Origin of the sequence: Mycoplana sp. BE70 (genome assembly GCF_031455855.1) — a bacterium.
In the GTDB taxonomy this organism is placed as follows: Bacteria; Pseudomonadota; Alphaproteobacteria; order Rhizobiales; family Rhizobiaceae; genus Mycoplana.
On sequence record NZ_JAVDTM010000005.1, the window covers coordinates 81197 to 98021 of the forward strand.

Annotated in this window: 15 protein-coding genes; 7 read left to right on the plus strand and 8 right to left on the minus strand. The window is 63.3% G+C overall.

All coding sequences use genetic code 11. The features are described 5' to 3' along the window. Nucleotides 1-49 precede the first annotated feature (49 nt). The 3 genes from J2Y48_RS10750 to J2Y48_RS10760 all read left to right on the plus strand — a co-directional run bounded on the left by J2Y48_RS10750 (nt 50) and on the right by J2Y48_RS10760 (nt 4245). Nucleotides 50-1135, plus strand: a complete 1086-nt coding sequence (locus J2Y48_RS10750; RefSeq protein ID WP_310417005.1) for a substrate-binding domain-containing protein — start codon at nt 50-52, stop codon at nt 1133-1135. Between the two features lie 79 nt (nt 1136-1214). Next, nucleotides 1215-3473, plus strand: coding sequence for an ABC transporter permease subunit (locus J2Y48_RS10755; protein ID WP_310417007.1), 2259 nt, complete (start codon nt 1215-1217; stop codon nt 3471-3473). Continuing rightward, the gene (locus J2Y48_RS10760; protein WP_310417009.1) at nt 3463-4245 is read left to right on the plus strand and encodes an ATP-binding cassette domain-containing protein; all 783 of its coding nucleotides are present in this window, start codon (nt 3463-3465) and stop codon (nt 4243-4245) included. The genes J2Y48_RS10755 and J2Y48_RS10760 overlap by 11 nt, the downstream gene beginning before the upstream one ends. Before the next feature lie 16 nt (nt 4246-4261). Here the strand turns inward: J2Y48_RS10760 and J2Y48_RS10765 are convergent, their stop codons facing one another. After that, nucleotides 4262-4945, minus strand: coding sequence for an SMC-Scp complex subunit ScpB (locus J2Y48_RS10765; protein ID WP_310417012.1), 684 nt, complete (start codon nt 4943-4945; stop codon nt 4262-4264). A 2-nt stretch (nt 4946-4947) separates the two neighbouring features. Continuing rightward, nucleotides 4948-5898, minus strand: a complete 951-nt coding sequence (locus J2Y48_RS10770; RefSeq protein ID WP_310417015.1) for a DUF1403 family protein — start codon at nt 5896-5898, stop codon at nt 4948-4950. A 232-nt stretch (nt 5899-6130) separates the two neighbouring features. Here J2Y48_RS10770 and J2Y48_RS10775 point away from each other — a divergent pair, with 232 nt between their 5' ends. From J2Y48_RS10775 to J2Y48_RS10790, 4 genes are all read left to right on the plus strand, one after another. After that, nucleotides 6131-6523 carry a hypothetical protein gene (locus tag J2Y48_RS10775; protein ID WP_310417018.1) on the plus strand — a complete coding sequence of 131 codons (393 nt, stop codon included), beginning with the start codon at nt 6131-6133 and terminating at the stop codon, nt 6521-6523. A gap of 294 nt (nt 6524-6817) precedes the next feature. Further along, nucleotides 6818-7921, plus strand: a complete 1104-nt coding sequence (locus J2Y48_RS10780) for an ABC transporter substrate-binding protein (protein ID WP_310417020.1) — start codon at nt 6818-6820, stop codon at nt 7919-7921. Beyond that, nucleotides 7918-8973, plus strand: a complete 1056-nt coding sequence (locus tag J2Y48_RS10785) for an iron ABC transporter permease (RefSeq protein WP_310417022.1) — start codon at nt 7918-7920, stop codon at nt 8971-8973. The genes J2Y48_RS10780 and J2Y48_RS10785 overlap by 4 nt, the downstream gene beginning before the upstream one ends. Beyond that, nucleotides 8970-9713 (plus strand): ABC transporter ATP-binding protein, encoded by a 744-nt coding sequence (locus J2Y48_RS10790; protein WP_310417025.1) that lies wholly within the window; start codon nt 8970-8972, stop codon nt 9711-9713. Before J2Y48_RS10785 ends, J2Y48_RS10790 begins: the two co-directional genes overlap by 4 nt. Before the next feature lie 45 nt (nt 9714-9758). Here the strand turns inward: J2Y48_RS10790 and J2Y48_RS10795 are convergent, their stop codons facing one another. The 6 genes from J2Y48_RS10795 to J2Y48_RS10820 all read right to left on the minus strand — a co-directional run bounded on the left by J2Y48_RS10795 (nt 9759) and on the right by J2Y48_RS10820 (nt 16823). Beyond that, the gene (locus tag J2Y48_RS10795) at nt 9759-10781 is read right to left on the minus strand and encodes a hypothetical protein (RefSeq protein ID WP_310417028.1); all 1023 of its coding nucleotides are present in this window, start codon (nt 10779-10781) and stop codon (nt 9759-9761) included. A gap of 266 nt (nt 10782-11047) precedes the next feature. Further along, nucleotides 11048-12889, minus strand: coding sequence for an alpha/beta hydrolase (locus J2Y48_RS10800; RefSeq protein WP_310417031.1), 1842 nt, complete (start codon nt 12887-12889; stop codon nt 11048-11050). A 144-nt stretch (nt 12890-13033) separates the two neighbouring features. Further along, complete coding sequence (locus J2Y48_RS10805; RefSeq protein WP_310417034.1) at nt 13034-13246, minus strand: hypothetical protein; 213 nt, start codon at nt 13244-13246, stop codon at nt 13034-13036. 59 nt (nt 13247-13305) lie between these two features. Continuing rightward, nucleotides 13306-14103, minus strand: a complete 798-nt coding sequence (locus J2Y48_RS10810) for a WecB/TagA/CpsF family glycosyltransferase (RefSeq protein ID WP_310417036.1) — start codon at nt 14101-14103, stop codon at nt 13306-13308. A gap of 144 nt (nt 14104-14247) precedes the next feature. Further along, nucleotides 14248-15396 carry a glycosyltransferase gene (locus J2Y48_RS10815; RefSeq protein WP_310417039.1) on the minus strand — a complete coding sequence of 383 codons (1149 nt, stop codon included), beginning with the start codon at nt 15394-15396 and terminating at the stop codon, nt 14248-14250. Continuing rightward, the gene (locus tag J2Y48_RS10820; RefSeq protein ID WP_310417042.1) at nt 15396-16823 is read right to left on the minus strand and encodes an oligosaccharide flippase family protein; all 1428 of its coding nucleotides are present in this window, start codon (nt 16821-16823) and stop codon (nt 15396-15398) included. Before J2Y48_RS10820 ends, J2Y48_RS10815 begins: the two co-directional genes overlap by 1 nt. Between the last annotated feature and the right edge of the window lie 2 nt (nt 16824-16825).

The window sequence follows — 16825 nt, forward strand, 5'->3', positions numbered from 1 at the left end:
CATCCAAGCGCCCGAACGGCTTTCGCCCCTTTTCAAGGGAGGACCAGTCATGAGGCGTACTATGTTGCACGCGGCAGCATCCGTCGCGGCGCTCTCGCTTGGCGTTTCGTATGCATTCGCACAATCCGGCAGTGTCGAAAAGGCGGTCGGCGGCTACAATTTCGAAGAGGCCGCAAAGGAAGCCCCCGGTACGAAGGATTTCCATTCGGCGGACGGCCATCTGACCTTTGCCATCGTCACGCACACGGCCGGCAACGGCTTCTTCGACCCGGTCTATGTCGGTGCAACGGTTGCCGCCAATCTGATCGGCGCCAAGGTCCTGTTGCTTGGCTCCGAATCCCCGGTAGACGACCCGGCCCGGGCGATCGAAATCCTCAACCAGATCGTTCAGGATCCGACGGTTGACGGCATCATCATGACGACGCCGCAAGTCGGCGCCTACAACGACATCGTCAAGGCCGCCGAAGCGAAGGGCATTCCGATCGCAACGACGAACTCCTTTGACGGCACGCTGCTGAACCGCAGCAGCATCAGTCACACCGGGCAGGATGCGTCCGCGGCCGCCATCGGCGGCGAGGCGTTGGCCAAATGCGTGCTCGACAGCGGCGCCGAAAAGGGCTCGATCGTGCTGCCATCCTCCACCGCGATGGGCAACATCGAGGTGAACAATCGGGTGACCTCCGCCTTCAACGCCATCGTCAAGACGCTGAAGGACGCCGGCAAGCTTGAGAACTTCAAGGTCGACGCCGGTCCTGAGAATGTCGGTATCGATACGAATCCGAACGATCCGGTCAACGCACTCGTCTCGCTGTTCGAGTCGCGCGGCGATGTTGTCGGCGTCTTCACCGCCAACAACGTCTTTACCCCGCCGCTCGTCAAGGCAGTCGCCCAGACCGGCAAGACCGGCAAGATCTGCGCCTATGGCTTCGACCTCGGCCCGGCGCAACAGGAAGGCATAGCTGCCGGCAACCTGACAGGTTCGCTGGGTCAACAACCGTTCCTGCAGGGCTTCTGGCCGGTCATGCAGCTTTACCTGCAAATCGACCGCGGCATTTCCGCTGCCAATCTCGACACGCGGGCTCAGCTGGTGACGAAGGAGACGGTTGCCAACGTCGGCAAGCGCTTCGAGAACTGAACGTGCAAGCCGCCAAATGCGGAAAGAGGGGCGTTCGGCGCCCCTCGCCCGTATAAGCGGAGATCGGCCGGACAAATCCATGGCGCATGCAACGTCGACATCGCTCGGCCGCGCGCCTCCACAGCTCGCCGGCGGCTGGGAGGTGGGGCTGCTTCTATTCCTGATCCTGCTTTATGTTGTCGGCGCGCTCGTCAATCCGGCTTTCTTCGCATCGATTGAAGCGCTTCATGCCCTTCTGCGCGACACGTCCCGCGTCGGCATCATCGCCGTGGGGATGACCTTCGTCATCGTCAACAAGGACCTGGACCTGTCGGTCGGGTCGACCTATGGCCTCGTGGCGGTCATGTTCGCCCGCCTCTTCGCACCGAGTTTCCTCGATCTTAGCATTTTAACCTCGGTGGTTCTGTGCCTGCTGCTGGGAACCGCGATCGGGCTCGTCAACGGCATGCTCGTGACCGTGCTGAAGGTGCCGGCGTTCATCGCGACGCTGACGATCCTCTTCATCGGCCGCGGTTTCGTGCTGGCGCTGACCCATGGCCAGGCGATCTACTACTCCGACAAGGCGGCGGAGTATCCATTCCTCTTCCACCTCGGCGAAACGAACGTTCTCGGCTTCAACAATCAGATCCTCATCTTCGCTGTCGTTGCCGCGGTCGGAGCCCTCGTGCTGGCCAAGACACGCTGGGGCTACGAGACCTTCGCCACTGGAGGCAACGAACAGGCGGCGGTCTATGCCGGTATTCCCACGCGTTGGGTACGCATTCGCGCCTACGTGATCTCGGCGCTCTGCGCGACCCTTGCAGCCCTTCTATCGGCGGCTCAGGACAAGGGCGTGACGCCGCTCTATGGCGTCAGCTGGGAACTGACCGTGATCGCATCGGTTATCATCGGCGGTGCATCCATCCTCGGCGGCCGTGGTCGCGTGCTCGGCTCCTGCCTCGGAGCCGCGGTCGTCGTCCTGATCGACAAGGTGTTGCGGGAAGGCTGGCCGATTACCCGCACCGTCGTCATCGATGGCGAGAGCATTGCGGTCAATGCCCGGTTCACCCTGCCGGCGGGGGCAGTCCTGGTGTTCCTTGGCCTCCTGCTTATCGCTGCCGTGCTCATCGAGCCCTACCTCATTCGCCGCCAGATTCCGGCACGAATCTGGGCACGGTTGCGCAAGCGTCCTCCGCCGCCCGCCTATGAAATGGGCGGCGTCGCCCTCGAGGGCGTCCAGACGAAGGGCGCGGTGGCCAGCGACATGGCGTTCGACGCTGCCGGGTTCGGCAAGTTTCTCGCCCGTCGCGACGCTCTCGCCATCATCCTGACCGTCCTGCTGTGGCTGACGGGGCTGGTCCTCCGGCCCGACTACTGGTGGAACCTGTCCAACACGTTCGCGATCCTGCTCAACTATACCGAACTCGCGCTGATCGCGGTGGGACTGACCTATGTCATCGCGGCCGGCGATATCGATCTGTCGGTCGGGGCCGTGCTGGCGCTTGCCGGCAGCACCGCCGCTTACTTCCTCAAGGTCCTGGGCGCCGATCCGATGACCGCCGTGGCGATGGGTCTTACCGCCGGAATGGCCGCCGGACTTGTCAACGCCACCATCACGGTCGGCTTCAAGCTGCCGGCCTTCATCGCCACGCTCGGCATGTTCTATATCGCGCGCGGCCTGGCTGCCTGGTTCGTCGCCGGCCAGCAACTGACCGGCTGGCCCGAGAGCTACAACCTGCTTGGCCGCAAGGCGAATGACATATTCCTGCATTTCGGCGTTTCGCTGCCGCAAGGGTTCATCCGCGCCGTCGCCGAGGTGGTCAGCGTGCAGACGATCTGGATGTTTCTCGTCGCTCTGCTTGCCGGTCTCGTGCTCGCCTATACGCCCTTCGGCCTGAAGGCCCTGTCGACCGGCGGCAATCTGCGGGCCGCAGCCTATGCCGGCATCAACACAAACCGTGTGCGCTTTGTCGCGCTTCTTCTGTCGGCGCTCTGCGCATCGATGGCCGGCATCATCAACATCGCCTATTTTCGCAGCTTCAACCCGGTTGCCGGGCAGTTCCGCGAACTCGACGCCATCGCCGCGGTGATCATCGGCGGTGGGTCGATCTTCGGCGGCTATGGCACGATCATCGGTTCGCTCGCAGGCGCCGCCGCAATCACCCTGGTTCGGGCGCTGCTGCAACTGAACGTCCAGGGGTTCACCATGCCGCAGCACTGGATCAACGTCTTCATCGGCGTCATCCTGATCGTGGCCGTACTGGTCGACATCTGGGTACGGCAGGCCAACATATTTGGGCGCTTGCGATCCTACTGGGGACAGCGCCGGCTGGCGTCGGAGAGCACTCATGCAGGGTGACAGCCAAAGTACGCCGATCGTGGAGATGCGCGGCATCGAGAAGGCCTTCGGGGCGGTGCAGGCGCTCCGGTCGGTCGATCTCGTGCTCTATCCGGGCGAGATCCTGGGCCTCGTCGGCGACAATTCCGCCGGCAAGTCGACGTTGATGAAGATCCTTACCGGCGCTTATCAGCGCGATGCAGGCGAGATCCTCGTTGCCGGCCGGCCGGTGCACTTCAAGAGCCCGCACGAGAGCCGCGACGCCGGCATCGAGATGATCTACCAGGATTTTGCCCTGTGCGGGAACATGGACGTCGGCCAGAACATCTTCCTGGGTCGCTGGCCGGTCACCGGACCGTTCGTCAATCGCCGGCAGATGTATGCCGAGGCCGACAAGGTGCTCAAGCGGCTCAAGGTCGACGTCAACTCGGTCTATCAGAAGGTCGAAAGCCTGTCGGGCGGCCGCCAGCAATCGGTGGCAATCGCCCGCGCCATCTCGTTCGAGCCACGGGTGGTCATCCTCGATGAGCCGACGGCCAACCTTTCGGTGATGGCGACCCAGCGTCTGCTGGAAACCATGCTGGAGTTGAAGAAGCAGGGCGTCGCCCAGATCATCATATCGCACCGGCTTGTCGATATCTTTGCCGTCGGGGACCGTGTCATGGTGCTGAAGCGCGGCGAATATGTCGGTGACCGCTACATCCAGCACTCCGACGAGCAGGAAGTGTTGGAGATCATCGTCTCCGGGACCCGCGAGCGGGCGCTCTCGGCCGATCAATCAAGGGAGGCCTGACCGACGTCGGAGCAGGTCATTCGTCGTCCTCCGCCCCTACGGCAGCCTGGTCGGGGGCAACGTCAATGTGCGCGTTCCGGTTCAGCAACCCCGCATCCTCGAGCGCCTCGATATCGGGCAGGTCGCGCAGCGTCTCAAAACCGAAGGCGGAGAGAAACAGCTTGCTCGTCACATAGGTGTAGGGCGCGCCCGGCGTGGGGCTTCGCGGCCCAGGCCCGAGGAAGCCGTCGGCGCGCAGGTTGGCGATCGTGTCGCGCGATATTTCCTTGCCGAAGATCTTCGACAGATCGCCGCGGGTGACCGGCTGAAAATAGGCCACCGCCATCAGCACTGCCGCCTCATGCTCGGCAAGCGTTGCCGGCACCGAACGCGTCGACGCATCCGAGGCAAGGATACAAGGGGCATAGGCAGAGCGTGTCCGGTGCTGCCAACCGCCGGAGACGGGAACAATGTCATAGGGACGATTGCGCAGTTCTTCCCGCAGGTCGTCAATAATGAGGTCGATGCTGCAGTTCGCTCCCACGACACGCGCGAGCGTTTCGCGCCGCACCGGCTCGACGGAGGCAAAGATCACGGCCTCCACCCGCATCATCCATTCCCGCCAGCGCAGGCCGGCCGGCAGGTGCTCGAGTTCGCGGTCAAGACCCGTCTCCTGCTGCGGCCTCGCCCTCCTGCCCGATTGCGCGCCTCCTCCCGCCATCGTCACAACCCGTAGATCCGGAACGTCGACCGGCCGGAAAGCTCCCGCACCGCGCCCAGTGTCTCCAACCGTTCGAACAGCCGTCGGCTCGCCCAGCGCGAGAGGCCGGCGCCGGGGGCCGAGGCGGACATGGCATCGTCGTCGAGCAGCGTCCGGATCACCCGGTCGGCTCCCTTGGTCCGCACCTTCGGCGCCACCGCCAACAGCCGGTCGGCACGGCGGCCGATCTCGTTTGCACTCCGCAAGGCTTCGCCTACGCCTTCGACGAGCGCCAGACAGACCGCTCGGGCAAAGCCGTCGTCACCGGGACGAACGCGTCCCCTACCGCCTGAAACCCGGAAAGCCGGCCCGTGGCGCGCGCTCGCCAGCAACGGCACTGGCCACTCCCATTTAAGTCTGTGTGCGATCACCCAGTCGGCCAGCCACCCGGCCAATGCTTCCGCATCCGGCCGCGCAGCGCAGAGTGCCGAGATGAGCCCTGCCGCTGCGAACGGCACGGCCCGGCCGGATTGCAGAGCTTCGTCGACCTGTTCTGCGGCCTCCGCAAGCCGATCGTCCCATTTCAAGGCCAGCAGGTCGGCGAGTTCGGCCAAAAACCCCGTATCGATCGCCCTTCTGCGTCCAGCGAGCGCTCTGTGGGCGAGATACATCCGGCCCGCCGGACCCGGATCGCCGCCGGCAACTGCCAACAGGACGGCGTCGCGGAGACCCGCCTCGTCCTCGGTCCGACCCACCATCCGGACATCAGCAGCGGCGGACTTGAGGGCCAGCCGCATACGCCAACAGCCGCCCCAGACGGGTTCCGTCCGAATGAGATTGTCGAGGGTGTTCAACGCCGAGCCCGCGGCGAAGGCGGCGTCCGCCTCGCTCGCCGCGGCGCCGCGCGACAGCGCCCAGCCGGGCACGACGCGGGGTGCAGGGTTTGGAAGCGGAGCGGACGCGGGCGAATCCATCTGCCGAGCATAGATCAGACGAGCGCTTTCGACCAAATGCTAAGAATAAAACCGCACCTGCCTGGTGGCCCGGCGCCCAACCCAGCAAGTCATCCGAGGCTGAAGCCTGTCTGCAACGGCAGAGAAATCGACCTGCCCGAACACCTCACGTGCGAGGGCGTCGGTGTTTGATTTTGCACAAATTGACGGGACCGGACCATGCTAGTGTCCTCGCAAGCTAAGGATACTACCCTTGAAGCACAGGCTCTCATCCTTGTCGCCGGTGATACGGCTGGTCTGCGCGTTGGCGCTGGTCCTCGTGGGCTTCGCCCACAAAGTACCAGCCGCGGCCGCTGCGGCATCGCAGATAGAGCTTGCTGACTACGTTCTACCCGATGGCTCGTTTCCGGTGCTCTGCCTGTCGTCGCACGACGAGGATGGCGGCAGCGACCAGTTGCTGAACGCCTGCGAGGCCTGCCTCATTTCGTCGGCAGTGCTCTTGCCTGTTCCTCCACTCGATTCTGCCGTCAGCCCGAACCTCGTTCTGCTCGACACGCTGACGCCACCGCGCGCGCTATTCTGTCCGCGCCACGTCTTCCCGCCAAATGCAGCGCCCCGAGCGCCTCCCGCTCCCGCCCTCATCTAGGCGGTCGTCCGTCGATTTTCCCGAACGACCGTCCGATGCAAGCCCGCGGGCGCGGGTCGGTCATCGGCAACCAGCATGACGTTCTGGGTCTGACCAAGGTACGAAATCCACCCAGACCCCATGGCGCGACCGGGCCTTCGGCCTGACCGTGCGCCCGCGCCCGCCGTCATGACAGCCGATTTCCGACCTCTCCAAAGCAGCCGACCGTCAACGATCGCGCAAACTCCGCAGGCTTCCCGCTTGCCGCCAATGGCTGCGCATTCGGAACAAACCAGTCAAGCAAGAGAGAATTCCATGATCAAGTTCGCAATCCCACTCATTGCCGCCCTCGTCGCCTTTGCAGCGCCAGCATCCGCAGAGATCAAGGTTACCGACGTCAAGGGGCGCGAGGTGACGCTGCCCAAGCCCGCCGAACGGGTCGTGCTCGGTTTCTACTACGAGGACTACCTGGCCGTTGCCGGTCCCGGCGCCATCGACAAGGTCGTGGCCCTGTCGCTGTCCACCTGGAAGGATTGGCGGCCGAACCAGTTCGCCGCCTACGAAAAGGTGCTCCCGCAGCTCCGTTCGATACCCGATGTCGGCAACACCGAGGACGGGACCTTTTCGGTCGAAAAAGTCATCGCCGCAAAACCAGACCTGGTGATCCTGGCCGCGTGGGCCTACGACGCGCTTGGCGAGGGCATCAAGCAGATCGAAAGTGCCGGCATCCCGATCGTCACACTCGACTACAATGCGCAGACGGTCGAGAAGCATGTCCTGTCCACCCGGGTCCTTGGCCAGGTGATGGGCTCGGAAGAGCGCGCCGAGAAGCTGGCGGAAAACTACCAAAGCGCGGTGGCCGACATCGAGGCCCGCATCGCCAAGGCCGGGAAGACGGACACGAAGGTCTATGTCGAACTCGCCCAGAAGGGCCCTTCGGAAGTGGGCAACTCCTACGGCGGCAGCATGTGGGGCGCGTTGATCGACAGGCTCGGCGGCATCAACATCGCCAAGGACCAAGTCGGTAACTGGGGTCCGCTCAGCCCGGAATACGTGCTCGCCCAAAAGCCCGATCTGATCTTTCTCGCCGGTTCGGAGTGGGTCGACAAGCCGCAGGCCGTGACCGTCGGTTTCGGAGCAGACCCGGCGGTAGCGCGCGATCGCATGGCCGCCTATCTCGGCCGGCCGGGCTGGGCCGATCTCCCGGCGGTCAAGAACGGCGCTGTCCATGCCATCTATCATGGCGGGGCACGCACGCTGTCCGACTATGTCTACGCCCAGTACATCGCCAAGCAGCTTTATCCGGACGCCTTCGAGGACGTGCACCCCGCCAAGAACATCCGCGACTATTACAACACCTGGCTGCCGATCGAAGCCGAAGGCGTATTCGTCCTGCCCTACCAGGCGGCCGGGCAATGACAGCCACGGCCCTGAGCCTGCATGAAAGCTATCGCCGCGCCGGCCGCCTGCGGATGGCGACCCTCGCGGCGAGTGTCGCCCTGCTGCTCGTTCTGACGCTGACCGACCTCGTGCTCGGCCCCTCCGGCATGACGGTCGGCGATGTCTGGGCGACGCTCCTCGCCGGTCCGAACGGCGCGGACCGGATGAACGCGACGATCCTGTGGCAACTTCGGTTGCCGCAGACGCTGACGGGCATTCTGGTCGGTGCGTCGCTCGGGCTCGCCGGGCTGACCATGCAGACGATCCTCAACAATCCGCTCGCCAGTCCGTTCACGCTGGGCTTTTCTGCCGCGGCCGGTTTCGGCGCGGCACTCGCCATAACCTTCGGCGGCCTGCTGCCGATCGCATCCTATCTGTTGACGCCGCTGGCGGCGTTCGGAATGACGCTGTTCGCCTGCGGACTGGTCTATCTGATCGCCATGTCGCGAGGGGCGCGCGCCGAGATCCTGGTGCTCGCCGGCATCGCCGTGATGTTTTTCTTCCAGTCGCTGCAGGCGCTTTTGCAGTTCCTTGCAACCCCAGAGGTGCTGCAGCAGATCGTCTTCTGGCTGTTCGGCAGCCTGTTGAAGGCGAGCTGGACGAGTGCGGCCGTCGTCGGCGCGGTGCTCGCCCTTTCGTTGCCGCTGCTGGCGCGCGACTGCTGGCAGCTCACTGCGCTGAGAATGGGTGACGAGAATGCCGAGAGCCTCGGGATCGCCATCGAGCGTTTGCGGCGCCGCAGCTTCGTCCTCATTGCCCTCCTGACCGCCGCCGCGGTCAGCTTTGTCGGCACGATCGGCTTCATCGGGCTGATCGCCCCGCATGCCGCGCGCGTACTGGTCGGCGACGACCACCGCCTGTCGCTTCCGCTCGCGGGCGTAACGGGTGCCGCACTGCTGATATCGGCTTCCGTCGTCGGCAAGCTGATCTCGCCTGCCGGCGCGCTGCCGGTCGGCATCGTCACGGCGATAGCCGGCGTGCCGCTGCTCATCTTCATCATCATTGGAACCACCCGGAGATATCCGTCATGACCAAACGACTTGTCCTGCGCACGGTGACTGTTCGCCGCGCAAATGCCACTCTGCTGGACGACGTTACGATCCAGCTTCACGCCGGTCAGCTCGTTGCCCTTGTCGGGCCGAACGGGGCCGGGAAGTCCACGCTGCTCAAGGCAATTGCCGGATGGACGACGCACTCCGGACGCATCCTCTGGTGCGGCAAGACCGTTGATCACCGGCAGGTTGGCTTCATGCCGCAGCAATGCCAGGTGAGCGCCAATCTGACGGTGCTGGAGACACTGCTCCTCGGCCGCCACGAGTTGCTCGGCTGGCGCGTGAAGCACGTCGATATCGGCGCCGCCTCCGACATCCTCGCAGACCTGGGTCTTTCCCAGCTTGCGGATCGCTCCATGACGACCCTGTCGGGTGGGCAGCAGCAGGCCGTGCTCCTTGGGCAAAGGCTGATGCGGCAACCCACGCTGCTCCTGCTCGACGAAGTGACGTCCGCTCTCGACCTTCGCCACCAGGTGATGGTCCTCGACCTCCTGAAGCGATATGTCGCCCGGTCGGGTGCGCTCGTTATATCGGCGATGCACGACCTGAATCTGGCGGCGCGAAACGCCGACACGGTGCTGATGATGCGCAAGGCAAAAGTGGTTGCGTTTGGGCGCGCTCAGGAGGTCTTCACCCCGGATTGCCTGCGCTCCACCTACGATATCAACATCGAGCGAATGCAGCTTCCCGACGGCACGCCGATCGTCGTGCCGGTCTGACATTCACGGTACAGAAGGTGCGTTGGCTATCCGCCTTCGCACTCGCTACACGTCCACCTTCTCAAGAGGTTCGCCACGCAGGTGCGCGACCAACACGGGATCGATCTCGTGCATTTCCGGATCGTAGCTGTCGCGCGTCAGTCTGGCGTATTTCCAGTTGCTGCTGATCTCCCGAAAATGGCGGTGCGAGAATTCCCTGGAAATGCGGTGCGCGGCGAGCCAGCCGGTGATGCGATGCACCGCCCATTGCGACGAAGGCGGGCAGCGTTTCGGCACGACGGTCCATTTCGGTGCGGACGCCATCGTGTCATACGGGAAGATGCCAAATCGCCGGGCGGGGCGCTCACGCATCACGGTGTCGTAGTCGCGGTGACGCATCAGCGTGCCGGTCTCGAGCGGAGGCGTCCGGTCCGTCGCAACAACCCAGCGTCCCCGGTAGCGCACGACGCCAAACCGGTCGTCCTCGGCCGCGGCAAAGACGCTTCTGCCTCGCCGCGACAGAACGAGTTCATCCACATCGCCAGCTTGTACGCTACGCGCGTCGGCCAGAAAGCGCCAGCGGGCATGTTCCCATGCTCCCATCTGGCAGAAATCGGAGTCCCAGAAGCGGGTCGCATCGAGACCCTGTGGCCCGAACTTGAAGGGCCATGACAAAACCTGGATCGCCTTGATGCCGTCGACCCGGCGGAGCTCGTCTTCCACCTCTTCCGTGCTGTAGCGATCCGATGCGTTGTCGTAGAGCAGAACCGCGTCCGCGCCGTGAAAACGCTGGGCAAATGCAGCCCAGTCCCGGATCCAGGTCAGCTCATTGTTCTTCGACTCGGTCAGCAGCACACGACGACCGGAAAACAGTGCGGCCATATTGGGTCGGATTTCGACCACGATGGACGCACCGTCGAGGCTTATCTCGAGCGCTTTGCACGTGTCCGGGACGTTGGCGATCAACTGCACTTGCCTGTCCATATGGCGAACGCGGAACGGACACGGCTGCCGGGAAGGCATGGTGCGGATGCTGTCGGGGCGGATGAACTGCGCAAGATTGAACAGCGGCGGCCCGAGCAGCGTCACCAGGCCATCGGCACGGCGGAAGACGTCATAGAACAGGACATCGTCGTCGAACTTCTCGTCAAAACCGTCCGTTCGAAAGGCGACGGGCCTTGTGGGTTCCCGACGAAGGCTCGTGAACGCCGAAAGCAATACGGGCGACAACGCCGTGCTCGATGAAGTGTGCGTCATGCTATCCTCTTGAACCTTTGGCTCGCGCTACACGTCAGGCCTTTGGATTGACTACCTGGCCACGCCGGACCCGGGCGATGATCGGCAAGGAAGTCGTGTCAGGGGATGCCAAGGTCGATCGCCTCTTCGACAATGCGGAAGAGTTCGGCCCGCGCGGCCTTGTCAGTCACGTTGTGATCCGTCGCTTCGATCCGGTAGCGCTGCGCACCAGGATAGCGGCGCAGGCCGGAACCGTCCTTGCCGAAATGGAAGGCGAAGCTCTCTTCGCCTTCGTCGTGCTCCGAATAGACGAGGACGATTCTTTTCCCACTCGCGGACATGCGGCGAAAATCCTCGTGCACGAGCCGGTTGAAGCGGCCGACGGCGAGCAGCGAGCCTGTGAACCGCATCACCTTCAGTTCGAGCCGCTCGTGAATCTTCCGGGCGATGTTCGTCGCAGCCTTGCGCACATCAATCTCACCGGCGATCAATCGCCGTGCAGTGCCGATGGAAACGGCCTTGCGGGCGTAGGTATCGAGAGAACGTGGGGCCTGCGAAATCTGCTCGTCGGTCGGCTCGGCACGCCAACGGAAAAGTCGAAGATTGACCGAGATACAACCTCCTAGCCGCTCGTCGGCCAACAGACCGTGATAGGCGAGGTAGGCGCCGCTGCAGCGCCCAAAGACCGTCAGGTTGCGGTGAAGGCCGCGCTCCTCGAGCAGGTCGATCGCCGCGCGCATGTCCTCGATCTGGGCGTGATCGTAGAGGATTTGGCGCTGCCGGCCGGGAATGGGCAGGCTGTCGCCGACACCGGCGCTGTCGAAGCGAAACGAGGCAATGCCGCGGCGCGCAAGTCGCCGGGCGAGATCGGTCGAAAAGCGTGCCCAGCCGGAAAGAGGATCGTGCGCCGTCGTCACGATGATGACGGTCGCCTTTGCCGGACCGGAGCGTGGTTCGCAAACAATCCCGTATAATCGCCCGCCGGGGCCGAAACGCGTCGCTTGCTCGGAAAATTCAATGTCTTCCAACGCGCCCGCATCGCACCGGGCAATTGCAACTTCAGCGTGGCAAACGGGCCGCAAGGGCTCATCGAGCGACACGAGCCAATCCCGCAACTGGTAGACCAGGCCTTCGGGAATGGTTTGCGACATCGGGCTTTGCAGCAGATCCTGGTAGCCTTCGAAGGGGATCACCTGCGCATTGCTGCCCTTTGTCGCGTAATGGTCGGCAAGCGGCGCCAGCGTAGAATCCCCCGGCCGCGCGGCGACCAGCAAATTGGCGATCTCCGGCAGCCCATCATGGGGCAGCTTGAGCGTCTTCAATGCCTCGGCGATGCCCGGAGGCGGCTCGAAGCCGGCGATCGCGCCGGGCGGTGGCAAATCATCGCCGCGTCTGATCGACAGGGCCGCATCGGCCATCATGCTCCAGGCAGACAGTTCCCGCAGGTAGCCGCGGCCGTTTACGACCGGCGCCAGCGCGGCGACGGCGGCGACGCACTGCCGGTCGAATGGGCTCGTGAGAGCGAGGGTGGCGCCGATCCCTTGTCCGACCAGCACGACCGGCTTGATTCCCGTCAACGATCGCAGGCGCGTCACGGCTTCGGCGACCGCCGCCTGCCAGGGCGCAAGACCCGACTGGTCCGGAAGGAAATCGCGTGCGTTGGCCGTGCCCGGCAAATCGAAGCGCAGGCTGGCAATGCCTGCCTCGGCGAAGGCTTCCGCCAGCACCCGGTAGAAGCGGCGGGTCGACAGTTCTTCCAGTCCCCACGGACTGATGAACAGAACTGAAAGGTTGCGCGCATCGCGGGCGGTTGCTGGCGTGAAGAGGGCATGGCTGACGCTCAGCGTAACCGGCACCGCAACGGCGGGGCGATCTTCCCCATCAGATCGCGGGGCCGCCACGGCTTCGGCAATCGGGCTTCCGGCCGCGTCCGCAGTCCTCTGTGTCGCCTCTTTGCTCACTTCGCTCCCGGTATGATTGCTTCACCCTGTCGAATTTTCGTCATCCGATCAGCGATGACGCGCGTGCATCCGCATCGGCGCGTCATAGCAGCGGAGATTTAAGAAAGGCTTGAGTCTTGTCGGCGAAGGCGCAGCGCCGGCGGCCTATCGGTCAATTGCTGCAGCATTTTTCCGGAGATCTGTGCTAATCAGCCAGACATAGGCAATCACCAGGGGCCAGACCGCCGAGGCCGCGAGCCCGATAAAACGGTGGAAGTCCCATGCGGGGACGCGCCTCATGCCCTCAAGATAGGTGCAGGCAAAGAAGAAGACCGCTCCGACAAGGTAAACGGTGGCGGCGACGGGCAACCAAGACATCCTGTCTTCCTTGTTTCCCTGCCAGCCGGGCTGCGGAAAGCGCGCCCGACCCGGCATTGTCAGTTCGAGTTCAAAAGGATCTGCCGCAGCGCCACCGGATTGGTCGTCAGATATCGCAACGCCAGCCTGCGCGGTTCCAGAATGGTCCGGTATGCCCATTCAAGACCGATCCTCTGCATCCATTTTGGCGCGCGACTGTTCTTTCCCGCGAGGAAATCGAACAACCCGCCGGCCGTCTTGATGACGCCGACACCGCGCAACTTTTCGCGGTTGCGTGCCACAAACTGCTGTTCGTAGGGAACCCCCATGCCGATCCAGAGAATGTCGGGCTTGAGGCGGGCGATCTCGTCCACGACGTCCACTTCCTGTTGGCCGGACAGATAGCCATGGGAGGCGCCGGCAAATTTCAACTTCGGGTATTTTTCGCGCATTTTTGCCACAGCGCGCTTGTTGATCTCGGCGTCTGCACCAAGGAAATAGAAGCTGAGACCTTGCTTTTCGGCGGTCTCGGCCACCGCGTGCACGAGATCGGTCGTGGCGATACGCTCGCTCAGCGGGTTGCGCGTCAGCATCCGTGACAACAGCACCATCGGCATGCCGTCCGCATGAATCTGGTCGGCGGTGAGCAAAAGGTCCCTGAACTCGGGATCGCGCGACGCCATGGCGATGACCTGACCGTTGGCCGAGGTCGAATAATAGGGGAGTTGGTCGCGGCCTCTGGCCTCAAGGGCAATTCGAACGAACTCGTCCGCCGACTCCTGCATGTCGATGACCGTTATCGGAAGCCCGCCAAGCACTGTGGTCGCCCAAACGGGACCATCCTCCGCTTCAGAGGACTCGTCGATCTGCACAGACATGACGGAACGCTCAAGACACGCAATACTCATAGGAGCGCTATGCACTTTATAGGGGAACTATGTCAAACCAGGATTGGTGTCGTCGTTAAAAAACTGCAGCAATTTCAATAACAATGGAAAGTTTTAGCTAATTTTTAACAATCATTACTTGTAGCGCGACGGGGCAGATTCACCGGCATGAACCGCATCGAGCCGATCGATGATCGTTTTCCAGAGCATATCCAGCTCACGCTCGAAATCGAGTGTTCCGGGGAGGCATTGAAACGCCCGGCCGACTTCGCCCGCCATGGCGGATGAATCCGCGTCGGTTGCCGTCAGCCTGATGTTGCCATTTGCGATCATGGCGTTGAACAGGCCATGATGAGACAGCGATGACATCTCCCGCGGGCCATTCGTCACCACGCACCGACCGGACAGGGCAGCGGCCAGCACGCTGCCGCGCCGGGATGTCAGCCCTTCGGTGAATTTGTAGCAGACGACATCGAGTTCGCGCAGTGCCGCGAAGACGTGGCTGTCCTCGGCGATGTAGCCAGTGACCAGCACCCGGTCTTCCAGGCCGTGTGCCCTCACCTGCGCATGAAATTCGTCCTCGACGTTGTCCGTGGCCTTGATGAACGATCCGATGAAGGCGACGGCGACGTCCTGCCCCGCCTTGCGAAGCTCGGCCGCGATCGACAGCAATTCGGCGCAGTTCTTCTTCGGATAGATGGAGCCGAACTGGCCGATGATCTTCCGCCCATCCTGCCGCAGCCCGCGGATTGCGGTGGCGGCCGGGACGTCCGACTCGATGGGCGATGGGAGGAGGTTTGGGGGGATTGGAATCAGGGCGATTTTCTTGGAGCGGCTTGCCGAGTGGCTTCGAGACCATTCGTCGCGGATCTCAGGGGCCGAAAACAGGATCGCATCGGCCAGCTTGACGACCGGAAGGAGCACAAGCCGCCGCTTCCAGTCGAGGCTCGCCCACTCATGAAGAACGACGGTCAGCCGCTTGCGCCTGAGCTTCGCGAGCAGTGCCACGATGACGGGTTCGACAAGCCGCTTTTTCCAGGCGACAATGGGAAAGTTCAGTATGACACCGTCGCATTTCTCAAGGGCCTTGTTCAAACGCCCTACATTCGCGGTCATAGCCAGCGTATCGGCCCGCTTGCCCAGATGCGCTGCCATGTGCCGGGTGAAGGCCTCGACCCCGCACAGGTTGGCGGCTTCGGACGTCAGGACCAGATAGCGTTCCATAGGCACCGGTTTCGACGCGCCGGCGACATCCGACCCGCTGCGGAGGTTCGTGGTGTCCATCAGGCGAGCCGCTCCTTGAGTCTTTGGAGGAAACCAAGCGCTTCCCCGCGCAGCGCAAGGACATTCAACAACACGGCGGCCGCGGCATAGGACGCAATACCGACGAGGATGCTGGCGATCAGGGTCGGGAACGAGCCTTCGGGGCCGAGATGCAGGCAGATCGTAGTGGACAGGGCCATCACGGCCGTTGCCGCTCCGCTCTTCATGAAATCCGACACTTTGAAGAAGAGGCGCTGCGCGCGGAAGGACAGGGCGTAGCCGATCACCATGCCGAACAGCTCCGCAATGACGAGAGCCCAGGCCGCCCCCTGGAGGCCATAGCGCGGAACGAGTGCAAACATTGCGCCCGCGTTCACCGCGAGCATGGCCAATGCCTGGACCAGCAGCAGGACCGGTTTTTGACCAAGATGAAAACTCGCATGGATATATTGCTGCGTGACCGCCTGGAACAGCCAGGAAAAGGCGAGGATCGGGATGAGTTCTTTCCCCGCCTCGCGGAATTCCGGCCCCAGCATGAGGTCGGAAAGAGGACCGGAGACCAGCGCGAGGCCGACGACGGCGGGCAGCAGGACAGCGACGATAAGCTCGGCGCTGCGTTCCAGATGGCGGTGCGTGGCTTCCGGTCCCGAATCGGCAAGCAGGCGTGCTGCGACCGGTATGATGGCAGATCCGATGGCAATCGCGGGAAACAGGATGATCTGCCGCACCAGGTCTGCCGCCGCGCCGTAAGCCCCCGCCCCCGCCTCGCCGATATAGGCGAGAATGATCAGCCGGTCGAACAGGGCGTGCAGGGCGAACACGCTTCCAGACACCGTCATCGGTATCCCGAAAACGGCGAGCTTGCGGAGAATTTCCCGATCAAAGCCCCTTAGAGGCATACGCCAGACCTTCGGGGCGAAGAGAAGTGCGGCTAATCCATATCCAAGGCAAATACCGATCAGCATGCCTTCGCCTTCGTAGCCGGCAAGCACGAGCGCCATCGAAAAGGCGAACGACGTGGCCGCACGCACGATGAGGGCACCGGCATAGGCTCCCGGCGTCTGCCGTGATCGGAAGATATCCTGTCCGAACTCGAAAAATCCAAGGCTGAAGGCGACCAGCACCGCGAACGCGCCCTGCCAGAGCGGGATATTCGACACCCAGGCGACGATGGCGGCGACCGCCGGACTGACGAGCATCAGCGCGAGATAGCAGACCAACGCGGTGCCGCGCATATCGGTTTCCCGTGTCCCCTGATTGAAGCGGACGATCGACAAACGGATCCAGGAAAAGAGCACGGCGGAGATGACGCCCGCAAGGCTCATCGTCACCACATAGAGACCATACTCTGCCGGGCTCAGGAGATGCGTGAAGAGGGCGATCGAGGCAAAGCCGAACAGGGCCGAGACCGCGTGCGCGGCAAGATAGGTCGATGCCTGGCGAAGCATTG